Annotated in this window: 10 protein-coding genes; 4 read left to right on the forward strand and 6 right to left on the reverse strand. The window is 68.9% G+C overall.

The window, feature by feature from the left end; translation table 11 throughout:
* Positions 1-37: 37 nt before the first annotated feature.
* The 4 genes from A5780_RS34920 to A5780_RS34935 all read right to left on the reverse strand — a co-directional run bounded on the left by A5780_RS34920 (position 38) and on the right by A5780_RS34935 (position 4,321).
* On the reverse strand, positions 38-2,245 hold the full coding sequence (locus A5780_RS34920) for an AAA family ATPase (RefSeq protein ID WP_227463082.1): 2,208 nt from the start codon (positions 2,243-2,245) through the stop codon (positions 38-40).
* A gap of 54 nt (positions 2,246-2,299) precedes the next feature.
* Positions 2,300-3,208, reverse strand: coding sequence for a phosphatidylcholine/phosphatidylserine synthase (locus tag A5780_RS34925; RefSeq protein WP_063015221.1), 909 nt, complete (start codon positions 3,206-3,208; stop codon positions 2,300-2,302).
* Positions 3,205-3,924, reverse strand: coding sequence for a phosphatidylserine decarboxylase (locus A5780_RS34930; RefSeq protein WP_030516570.1), 720 nt, complete (start codon positions 3,922-3,924; stop codon positions 3,205-3,207). Before A5780_RS34930 ends, A5780_RS34925 begins: the two co-directional genes overlap by 4 nt.
* Before the next feature lie 124 nt (positions 3,925-4,048).
* The gene (locus tag A5780_RS34935) at positions 4,049-4,321 is read right to left on the reverse strand and encodes a GlsB/YeaQ/YmgE family stress response membrane protein (RefSeq protein WP_030516569.1); all 273 of its coding nucleotides are present in this window, start codon (positions 4,319-4,321) and stop codon (positions 4,049-4,051) included.
* 321 nt (positions 4,322-4,642) lie between these two features.
* Here A5780_RS34935 and A5780_RS34940 point away from each other — a divergent pair, with 321 nt between their 5' ends.
* The gene (locus A5780_RS34940; protein WP_063015220.1) at positions 4,643-5,671 is read left to right on the forward strand and encodes a beta-ketoacyl-ACP synthase III; all 1,029 of its coding nucleotides are present in this window, start codon (positions 4,643-4,645) and stop codon (positions 5,669-5,671) included.
* Between the two features lie 36 nt (positions 5,672-5,707).
* Here A5780_RS34940 and A5780_RS34945 read toward each other — a convergent pair whose 3' ends face one another.
* Together A5780_RS34945 and A5780_RS34950 are read right to left on the reverse strand one after the other, a co-directional pair.
* Positions 5,708-6,397, reverse strand: coding sequence for an SIMPL domain-containing protein (locus tag A5780_RS34945; protein WP_063015219.1), 690 nt, complete (start codon positions 6,395-6,397; stop codon positions 5,708-5,710).
* 52 nt (positions 6,398-6,449) lie between these two features.
* Positions 6,450-6,899, reverse strand: coding sequence for an SRPBCC family protein (locus tag A5780_RS34950; RefSeq protein WP_030516566.1), 450 nt, complete (start codon positions 6,897-6,899; stop codon positions 6,450-6,452).
* Positions 6,900-7,146: 247 nt separating this feature from the next.
* On the opposite strand from A5780_RS34950, the gene A5780_RS34955 reads away from it, so the two are divergent.
* The 3 genes from A5780_RS34955 (at position 7,147) to A5780_RS34965 (ending at position 10,582) form a co-directional block, all read left to right on the forward strand.
* Complete coding sequence (locus A5780_RS34955) at positions 7,147-7,347, forward strand: hypothetical protein (protein WP_064903485.1); 201 nt, start codon at positions 7,147-7,149, stop codon at positions 7,345-7,347.
* Between the two features lie 64 nt (positions 7,348-7,411).
* Entirely contained in the window at positions 7,412-9,085 is a 1,674-nt protein-coding gene (locus tag A5780_RS34960; RefSeq protein WP_063015217.1) for an FAD-dependent oxidoreductase, read from the forward strand.
* Between the two features lie 9 nt (positions 9,086-9,094).
* Positions 9,095-10,582 carry an ATP-binding protein gene (locus tag A5780_RS34965; RefSeq protein WP_064903483.1) on the forward strand — a complete coding sequence of 496 codons (1,488 nt, stop codon included), beginning with the start codon at positions 9,095-9,097 and terminating at the stop codon, positions 10,580-10,582.
* Positions 10,583-10,797: the final 215 nt, after the last annotated feature.

Here is a 10,797-nt window from a genome sequence, read left to right on the forward strand (position 1 = left end):
CTGCCGGATCGGGCGCGCCGGTCGGAGGCGCGGCGAATCAGAGTGTCGCGCGCTTGCCGGCGTACTGCCGCAGCGCCTCGACCTGATCGGCGTCGAGGGAGGGCCGCACACTGCCGCGGGCCGTCGCCAGATCCGCGGCGCCGAGCGCGGCGGCATCCACATCGCGGCGCATCGCGGCCATCGCGGCCTCGCGCAGCAGTGCCGCGCAGTCGGCCGCCGAGTAGCCGTCCAGGTCGGCGGCCAGTGCGGCGAGGTCCACATCGTCGCTCAGCGGCACGGAACGGCTTGCGGTGCGCAGGATTTCGGCCCGGGCCGCGGCGTCCGGCGGCGGGACGAAGACCAGCCGCTCCAACCGGCCCGGACGCAGCAGCGCGGGGTCGATCAATTCGGGCCGGTTGGTGGCGCCGACCACCACCACATCGCGCAGCGGTTCCACCCCGTCCAGTTCGGTGAGCAGCGCCGCGACCACCCGGTCGCCGACGCCGGAGTCCGTGCTCTGGCCGCGTCGCGGGGCGAGGGCGTCGATCTCGTCGAGGAAGATCAGCGAGGGAGCGGAATCGCGGGCTCGCTGGAACAGTTCGCGTACCGCGCGCTCGGAGGAGCCGACCCATTTGTCCATCAGTTCGGCGCCCTTGACCGTATGCACGCTGAGCTGCCCACTTCCGGCCAGCGCGCGCACCAGGAACGTCTTCCCGCAACCCGGCGGTCCGTACAGCAGCACTCCGCGCGGCGGGTCGATACCCAGGCGCGCGAACGAATCCGGATGCCGCAGCGGCCACAGCACCGCCTCGGTGAGCGCCTGTTTGGTCTCGGTCATATCGCCGACGTCGTCGAGGCTCAGGCTGCCGATCGCCAGTTCCTCCGTACCCGAACGCGAGAGCGGCCGGATCACCTCCAGCGCGCCGACCAGATCCGCCTGCATCAACTTCGGCTCGGCGTGATCGCGGCTGGCCCGCGAGGCCGCCCGCAGCGCCGCCTCCCGGCACAGCGCCGCGAGGTCCGAGACGACGAATCCCGGTGTGCGCGAGGCGATCTCGTCGAGATCGAGATCCTCGGTCGGTACCTTGCGCAGCAGTTGTTGCAGCAGTTCCGTGCGGACCGCGGCGGTCGGCAGCGTCAGCGCCACTTCGCGATCACAGAGATCCGGTGCCCGTAGCCGGCTGTCGACCGCGGTGGGATGAGAGGTGGTGGCCAGGAAGGCCACTCCGGCCGTGGCCACCGCGGCGCGCAGTTGATCCAGAATGAGCGTCGCCACGGGCTCCGGCTGCTCGGGAAGCAGGGCGTCGATATCGGTGATCAGCAGGACACCACCCGCGCCGGAGCAGACCTCCGAGACCGCGAGCCCCACCTCGCGCAACCGGGTGCCGCTCTCGGACGCGCCGACGGTCGGGCCGTCCAGTTCCACGATGCGCCGCGGTGTCGACACCGCGCGTGCCAGGGTGGCTTTGCCGGCGCCGGCGGGCCCTGTGATCAGCACGCCCAGATGCGGCGGGGCGCCGAGGGTCCGCAGGAGTTCCGGCTCGTCGAGCGCCAGGCTCAGCCATTCCGACAGTTTCGCCGCGGGCGCGCGCACCCCGGCCAGATCCGCCACCGGGACGGCCGAGGGACGCTCGCGCACCAGCATCCGGCTGCCGGGACGATTCGGCGCCAGCGCGCCCCGGGGATCGTGGGAGGCGTCCGCCGCCGGGGCCGCGGCGCCCCACACGACCGCGCTGTTGGGCTGCACGCTCACCGGGCCGCCGGTGGGATCGGTGGTGGTCACGGTCAGCAGTTCCGAGGTCCAGGCGATCGCGAAGGTGCGCGAGAGCGCTTGTGTCGCAGCGGCGGAGCTGGTGCCCGGCCCCAGATCGCGGGGCAGCAGCGATACCGCGTCACCGACGGTGACGACCTTGCCGAGCAGCGCCTGCCGCAGCGTGGATTCCGCGATCGCGCCCATCGCCGCGACCGAACCGGTCACCGAGATGTGCCGGGCCCCGTACACCGTCACCGGGGCCACGACCACCGCGCCGTCCTCGCGCACCCCGGCATTGGACAGCGTCACATCGTCGAGCAGGGCGATTCCGGCGGGTGTATCGGCGGGTGCCCGGCCGACCACCGCGGCCGTGCGCCGGGAGCCGATCACGCTGATTCCGTCCCACTCCCGCAATCCCAGGGCCGCGAGCGCCTCGGAATGCAGGCGAACCACGCCGCGGCGGGCGTCGGCGGCCGAGCGGTTGAGTCGGGCGGTCAGCGACAATTCAGGCACGTCTGCCATTGTGCCCGCGGCGCGGTAGCGGCCGTGTGGATCGAGCTCTCCCGCTCAGCGCCCGCCCGGCCTGCGCAACCGCAACCGCGCCGACGATTCGCGAATGCCCGGCGGCCGCCGCAGCCGCAGCCGCGCACCCTCGCCGATCGGCGGCATCCGCCGGGCCGCACGCCGCTGCGCACGACGTTCGGCCGGTTTGTGATGCCAGGTCTCCGGCCGCGCCGCCACCCAGCGCTGCGAGCGCCACGCGAACGGGATGTGCACCAGATACAGCCCGATCAGCACCATCAGCAGGATCAGCGGATAGGTGACCAGGGCGGCCGCGGCCAGCGCGACCAGGACCAGCAACAGTGCGGCCGCCTGCGGCGCGACCGACACCGACTTCATCGCCAGCGTGGGGATCGTGCTGACCGCGAGCAGCGCCGCGAACACGGTCCACGCCGCCACCATCGGGAAGTTGTTCCACCATCCCTCGCCGAACTGGCTGTGCAGCGCGATCGGCAGCAGCGCGATCAACGCCGCCGCCGGCGCGGGAACGCCGGTGAAGTATTCGCGCTCCCAGTCGGGCCGGGTGTCGTCGTCCATGATCGTGTTGAACCGGGCCAGCCGCAGCACGATGCTCACCGCGTAGATCAGCGCGATGATCCAGCCCGCGCTGTCCTGGCGCAGGAAGGTCACGTACAGCACCAGGGCCGGTGCGACGCCGAAGGAGATGGCATCGGCCAGCGAATCCAGTTCGGCGCCGATCTTGGTGGTCGCCGACAGCATCCGGGCCAGCCGGCCGTCGAGGGTGTCGAGGACGGCGGCCGCGCCGATCATCGCCAGGGCGATGTCGAGGGAGCCGTCGAGTGCGAATTTCACCGCCGACAGTCCGGCACACAGCGCCAGGATCGTCACGATGCTCGGCAGCAGGCGGATCGTGCGGCGGCGGCGACCCGGTTCGGTCACGGTGTTCTCGATCATGGCAGCAGTTCGGCCAGCACCGTTTCCGCGCCGATCGTGCGCTGTCCGGGCTCGACCAGCAGCCGGGTGCCGGCCGGGAAGTAGGTGTCGACCCGCGACCCGAACCGGATCAGACCGTAGGTCTCGCCGATGCTCAACGCGTCGCCGACCTTGGCGTCGCAGACGATGCGCCGTGCCAGCAGTCCGGCGATCTGGACGACCGTCACCAGCTGACCGGAGGCGGTCTCGAGCACCATGCTGTTGCGCTCGTTCACCGAACTGGCCTCCGGCAGATCCGCCGAGCGGAATTGACCACGCTGGTAGGCGATGGTGCGCACGGTGCCCGAAACCGGGGTGCGCTGCACGTGCACGTCGAGCACCGACAGGAAGATGCTCACCCGGGGCAGCGGGGTGTCGCCGAGGTTCAGCTCGGCCGGCGGCACCGCGGTATCGACGAGTGCGATCTCACCGTCGGCCGGGGCGACGACGATATTCGCCCGATTCGGCGGCACCCGGTGCGGATGCCGGAAGAAGGCCGCCGAGGCCGCGGCCGCGGTCAGCCCGGTGCGGCGCAGCCAGCGACGGCGCCGCCCGCCGAGAACCGCCACCGCCAGCGGCGCGGCCACGAAGGGCAGGCCGGCGGGATGCAGCGGCGGAATCGCTGCTTTGACCAGGTCGGCGACATGACCGAGCCCGGTACGTTCGGGCGTACCGGGCGGGGTGGGGCGGCGGGCCACGGACTCCTCTTTCGTGCGCGGATGACATTCGGTCCGCAGAGCTTCCGGGACCGCGCTCACACCTTACGGGACACGGCATCACCGTGGCGTGGTCCCGATCGGGCGTACTCGCCGCCGGATGCCGTCAGCGCGCGGCTTTGCGCCCCGTGGCCAGCCGCACCAGCCACAGCAGGATCACCGCTCCGCCCAGGCAGGTGAGGAAGCTGAAGAAGAAGCCGCCGCTGTGCACGTCGACGCCGAACAGCCGCAGGATGAAACCGCCGATCAGGCCGCCGATCACCCCCACGACGATATTGAGCAGGATGCCCTGCTGGGCGTCGGTGCCCATGATCTTGCTGGCGATCCAGCCCGCCAGGCCGCCGATGATGATCCAGCCGATGATTCCGAGACCGAGCATTGGTGTCCTCCAGGGAAACTCGTCGGAAATTGCCGTCGTCGCCTCGCCACGGTTCGGTATCGGAACCAGTCTGCGAGCCGGTTCTACACGAATCGATTGTGACAATACCCACCGTGGGGATTAGCATTCCTATTAATATGAGGGGGCCTCATGTCTACGCGCACGTAGCACTCGGACTCGTCGGGTCGAACCGTCGGTTCGCGAACGACGAGCGCGTCGGCCTCCGAGGCCCGATGAAGGAATGTTCGATAGCGGGTGGCGCCCGGACCGGGGCAAATTTCCGGTTCTCCGGCCCGCCGGCAGGTACATAGGAGATGCGCGATGGCTGCTCGACTCGCCCAAGTCACCGGGGTGGAGCACACGGCGATGCTCGGGCTCGGTGTGTACCGCCCCGCCCGGGTCGTGACCAATGAGGAAGTCGCCGGACCGATCGAATCCAGCGACGAATGGATTCGCACCCGCTCGGGCATCCGGACCCGGCGGTTCGCCTCCGAATCCGAGACCATCATCGCCATGAGCGCCGCCGCGGCGCGCGATGCCATGGCCGCCGCGGGGATCACTGCCGAGCAGGTCGACTGCGTCATCGTCGCGACCTCGACCTGGCTGCTGCTGACCCCGGCGGCCGCCCCGCAGATCGCCACCGAACTCGGGATGAACAATCCGGCCGCATTCGACATCTCCGCCGGGTGCGCGGGCTTCTGCCATGCGCTGGGCGTGGCCTCGGATCTGGTCAAGGGTGGCACAGCGGGCCACGTGCTGGTGATCGGCGTCGAGCGGCTCACGGACACGTTCAACCCGGCCGACCGCGGCACCGCCTTCCTGTTCGCCGACGGTGCGGGTGCGGTGATCGTCGGCCCGTCCGACGAGCCGGGCATCGGCCCCACCGTCTGGGGTTCGGACGGCGAACAGCATCACGCGATCCGCCAGGACAAGGACTGGATGGAGTTCTTCCGCGAGATCGACGAAAAGGGCACCGACGCGGTCCGCCCGTACCTGGCGATGGAGGGCACCGCGGTCTTCCGCTGGGCCGCCCATTCGCTGAAGAAGGTCTGCCTGGACGCGATCGAGCGGGCCGGCCTGACCCCCGGCGATATCGACGCGATGGTTCCGCACCAGGCCAACGGCCGCATCATCGAGATCATGGCGCGCGAGCTGAAGTTGTCGGCCAATTGCGCACTGGCCAACGACATCGAGGAGACCGGCAACACCTCGGCCGCCTCGGTTCCGCTGGCCATGGAGGCCATGCTGCGGTCGGGCGAGAGCAAGCCCGGTGCGGCGGCGTTGCTGGTCGCTTTCGGCGCGGGCCTGTCCTACGCGGCGCAGGTGGCGAAACTGCCGAACTGGCAGTAGCCGAGTCGAACTGCGCGGGCGTCCGGCGGGCGCGCGTCAGCCCATGGTCCAGGTGACCGTCACCGTGAAGGTCACCGTCTGCCGACCGGGTTCCAAAGGTACGTCCGGAGTAGCGAATTGGGCCTTGGCCTGCGGCGGCGCCGATTCCCCGCTGCTGGTCTCGTTGATGGTCTTCACGTCCTTCAACTTCAGGCCCGACAGCACCGCGTACTGGTTGGCGCGCGCCTTGGCGTCGGCGAAGGCGCCGGCCCGGGCGTCGGCCAGCAGTTTCGAATTGTCGTCGAGCGCGAACGACACGCCGCGGATGCGGGTGTCGTTCCCGCCGGCCCCGACCGCCGACGCCAATACGCCCGAGGCCTTGGACAGATCGCGAACCACGACGTGCACGGTGTTGGTCGCGGTGTACCCGGTGACGTTGTGGTCGGGGCCGTACTGCGGCTGCACCGACACATCGGTGGTCCGGATGTCCTCGCGTGTGGCGCCCGCGTTCACCATCGCATCGGTGATCGCCGCGGCCTTGCCGTTGGCGTTCGCGATGGCGGTGGACACGTCGGGCGCGGTCACTTCGACGCCCACGTCGGCGTTCAGGGTGTCCGGCGCTCCCCGCACCTGACCGGTGCCGACCACCGTCACCTCGCGTGAGGTCCCCGAATCCGAACTGCCACAACCGCTCAGCAGCACGGTGGTTCCCACGAGTACCGCCAACACGCCCGTCATCCGTCGCATACCGGGCAAATTACGCGGTCGAACCCGCCTGTGGGGCCAAAGGCGCGCCGGGTCAGCGCTCGGCCGCGGCCTTGATCTTGCCGAGGGTTTCGTTCATCCCGGCGACCAGATCGGCCTCGAACTGCTGCTCGCCGCCGAGGAGCGCGTCGATCATCAACCGCACCGGTTTGCGCACCCCGTTCGGCACGTCGCGGCGCTCGGTCACCCGCGTGCCCGCCGCGGTGGGTTCGAGGGTGTAGCTCCACACCGTGCCGTTCTCGTTCATCCGGAACGCGAAGGCCTGATCGGGCTCGTAACGCACGATGCGTGAGGTGGTCGGGTAGTACTTGCGGCCGACCTTGTTGAAATTCACCGTCCACGTGCCGGCGCGCGGCGTGCCCAGCGGAATCATCTTCAAGGTGGTGGGGCTGAATTCCGGCATCCGCCCGAGATCGGAGACGACCGCCCACACCTTGTCCGGCGTGGCGGCAATGTCGATGGTGGCTTCCAGGGTGTTCGGCAACGCTGCCTCCGAGATCGTGACGGGCGTGGTTATGACGGTCGGTAACGGTAATCCTAGACGTGGCAACCGGACCCGCGACCCTGTGAGGGAGACCACTTTTCCATTGAAGATCAGCTAGGTCACATTCTGATGTGATCCGTTTCGCCGGCCGTAATAAACGACGCACAATGGCGGATAGGCAACTACGGCAGGCAACGAAGCATTCGACCGGAGCACACGCTGCTACGTCCCTGTGAGGTGATCGGCCGTGAACATTCGAACCATCCTCCATCGTCGGCAGGCGGAATCGGTTCCGTTACTTCCCGATTCGGAATCCGGGCCGTCGGTGGTAGTCCCCTTCCGCAATCACGGCCGGCGATCGCGCCGCAATCTGGCCGAGCGGGAGGAAAGGCTCGAACGGCTGCTGACGCCGAGCGAACTCGATCTCGTCGAGCACCGCCTGGTGTGATCGATGTGGTGCCCGTAGCGAACATCCTCGGCAACTCGCCGCCGGGGCGCTCATACTTTTCGATGTGACTTCACCAGCTGCCGTCAAACCGGTAATTCTCAGTGTCGACGACGACCCCGGCGTCTCCCGGGCCGTCGTGCGCGACCTGCGGCGGCGATACGGAGCCGACTATCGCATCATGCGCGCGGAATCCGGTGCCTCGGCACTCGACGTCCTGCGCGAACTCAAATTGCGCGGCCAGCCGGTCGCGGTGCTGATCGCCGATTATCGAATGCCGGGTATGGACGGCATCCAATTCCTGGAGAACGCGATCGATCTGCACCCTTATGCGCGCCGGGTGCTGCTGACCGCATATGCGGACACCAATGCCGCCATCGACGCGATCAATGTGGTCGATCTCGACCACTATCTGCTCAAACCCTGGGACCCGCCGGAAGAGAAGCTGTATCCGGTGGTCGACGCGCTGCTGGAATCGTGGCGCGGTGACGACCGCCGCCCGGTGCACGAGACCAAGGTGATCGGGCACCGCTGGTCGGCGCGCAGTTCCGAGGTGCGGGAATTCCTGGCCCGCAATCAGCTGCCGTACCGGTGGTACCTCGCCGACGATCCCGAGGGGCAACGCCTGCTCGAGGCCGCCGGCGCCGATGCCGAGCAGTGCCCTGTGGTGATCGATCCGAGCGGCAATGTGCTGCTGTCCCCGTCGGACAGCGAACTCGCCGGCTGCGTCGGCCTGAGCACGAATCCGAGTGGTGAGTTCTACGACCTGATCGTGGTCGGCGGCGGCCCCGCCGGACTCGGCGCGGCCGTGTACGGCGCCTCCGAGGGGCTGCGCACCGTCCTGGTCGAGCGGACCGCCACCGGCGGGCAGGCCGGGCAGAGCTCCCGGATCGAGAATTATCTGGGCTTCCCGGACGGGCTTTCGGGCGCCCAGCTCGCCGATCGGGCGCGGCGCCAGGCGGTGAAATTCGGCGCCGAACTCATCACCGCCCGCGAGGTGGTCGGGCTGGAGGCGTGCGGTTCCGCGCGGCGGGTGCTCTTCTCCGACGGCTCCTGCGTCAGCGCCCACTCGGTGCTCATCGCCACCGGCGTCAACTACCGGCACCACCCCGCGCCCGGCGTCGACGATTTCACCGGTCGCGGCGTCTACTACGGCTCGGCGATGACCGAGGCGGCCGACTGCGCCGAACGCGAGGTCTACATCGTCGGCGGGGCGAATTCGGCCGGCCAGGCCGCGGTCTTCCTGTCCCGGCACGCCTGCACGGTGCACATCCTGGTGCGCGGCAGTTCGCTGGACCAGTCGATGTCGCACTATCTGATCCAGCAGATCGAGGCCGTGCCGAATATCAAGGTGCACACCAACACCGAGGTGGTGGCCGCCGACGGCAGCGATCACCTGGAACGAATCGTATTGCGCAACAACGCGACCGGCGCCGAGGACAAGGTCGACGCCGAACGGCTGTTCCTGTTCATCGGCGCGGCGCCCGAAACGGACTGGCTGGACGGACTCGTCGTCCGCGACGAATCCGGCTACGTCCTGGCCGGACCGGATCTGATGGTCGACGGTTCCCGGCCGCCGGGCTGGGAACTGCCCCGCCCGCCCCATCATCTCGAAACCAGCATCCCGGGCGTCTTCGTCGCCGGCGATGTGCGCTCCGAATCGGCGAAGCGGGTCGCGTCCGCTGTCGGCGAGGGTGCGATGGCGGTCATGCTGGTCCACCGATACCTCGCGAAACAATAGGAGGCGCACGTGAGCGACGACAACCGCACGGTCACCGGCTCCCGGACCCTGTGCGATCCCGCGGAATTGCGCACCCTGTTCCTGTTCGAGAAGCTCGACGACGAGCAGCTGGCCTGGCTCTGCCGGGAGGGCCGGGTCGAATACTTCGAGCCGGGCCCGGTCTACCGCGAGGGCGAGCCCGCGACCTGCTTCTACGTCCTGATGGACGGCGAGGTCGTGCTGTCGAAACTGTCGGCCGGCGAGGATCTCGAACTCGTCCGCACCGACCACCGCGGCTCGTACGCCGGCGCGTGGACCGCGTATATGGGTGAGCGGGCCGACCAGAACTACACCGGCTCGCTGACGGTGACGAAACCGTCGAAGTTCTTCGTCCTGGACGCGGACACCTTCGCGCGGATGATGCGGGAATGGTTCCCGATGGCCCTGCATCTGCTGGAGGGTGTGTTCTTCGGCAACCGCAACACCAACGAGATCATCGGCCGGCGGGAACGACTGCTGGCGCTGGGCTCGCTGTCGGCCGGTCTCACCCATGAGCTGAACAATCCCGCGGCGGCCGCGGTGCGGGCCACCTCCTCGCTGCGGGATCGGGTCGCCGGGATGCGGCACAAGCTGAAGATGATGGCGCACGGCAAGTTCGACTCCGCCGCGCTCGAGGCGCTGGTGCAGCTTCAGGAGGAGGCCGCCACCCAGGTGGCCAAGGCGCCGACCCTCACCGCGATGGAGGCCGCCGACCGCGAGGACGAACTCGGTGACTGGCTCGCCGATCACGGCATCGCCAACGGCTGGGATCTGGCCCCGAACTTCGTTCAGGCCGGCTTCGACATCGACTGGCTGGAGAAGGTCGCGGGCACTCTCGAACACTGCGACGACGGAGTCTTCGAGGGCGCGATCCGCTGGCTGAACTACACCGTCGAAACCGAATTGCTGATGAACGAGATCACCGATTCGACCGGGCGCATCTCCTCGCTCGTCCATGCGGCCAAGCAGTATTCGCAGATGGACCGGGCTCCGTTCCAGGTGGTCGACATCCACGAGCTGCTCGACAGCACGCTGGTGATGCTGGCCCGCAAGATCGGCGACGACATCTCGGTCGTCAAGGAGTACGATCGCGCGCTGCCCGAGGTCCCTTGCTACGCAGCGGAATTGAACCAGGTGTGGACCAACCTCATCGACAACGCGGTGGCGGCGATGAACGGGTCCGGCACGCTGACGGTTCGTACCTATCGGGAAAGCGACTGTGCCGCAGTGGAGATCGGCGATACCGGGCCGGGTGTCCCGGAGGCGTTGCGGGACAGGATCTTCGAGCCCTTCTTCACCACGAAACCGGTCGGTGAGGGCACCGGACTCGGCCTCGACATCTCGTTCCGCATCGTGGTGAACAAACACGGCGGCGATATCCGGGTGGAGTCCACGCCGGGTGACACCCGATTCATCGTGCGGTTGCCGCTGGAGGCGGTCTCCGGACGCGGTTCGGCCGCCGCCGGGGCCGAATCGTAAGGGCGGCAATTCGATCCGGTCCCCGCCGCGAGGCGGGGGTTTTCAACGGCCGATGTGGCCGGTACGCTGCGAGCCGCGCCGGAGGCATCCGGCGCGCGCCGGAGGAGATTCGGCGTTGCCGGACCACTCGGGGGTTACGCACGAGATGAAACGACTGACCGTGACGGCCGTCGCGCTGGGCGCACTGACCATCGGCCTCGCCGGCTGCGGCGGCG

Origin of the sequence: Nocardia sp. 852002-20019_SCH5090214 (assembly GCF_001665865.1) — a bacterium.
GTDB lineage: Bacteria > Actinomycetota > Actinomycetes > Mycobacteriales > Mycobacteriaceae > Nocardia > Nocardia nova.

What these genes read in the sequence shown, in the direction of transcription:
- A5780_RS34925 (WP_063015221.1), bottom strand. Translation starts at nt 3,208, where the DNA reads ATGATCGAGAACACCGTGACCGAACCGGGTCGCCGCCGCCGCACGATC.
- A5780_RS34935 (WP_030516569.1), bottom strand. Translation starts at nt 4,321, where the DNA reads ATGCTCGGTCTCGGAATCATCGGCTGGATCATCATCGGCGGCCTGGCG.
- A5780_RS34940 (WP_063015220.1), top strand. Translation starts at nt 4,643, where the DNA reads ATGGCTGCTCGACTCGCCCAAGTCACCGGGGTGGAGCACACGGCGATG.
- A5780_RS34945 (WP_063015219.1), bottom strand. Translation starts at nt 6,397, where the DNA reads ATGCGACGGATGACGGGCGTGTTGGCGGTACTCGTGGGAACCACCGTG.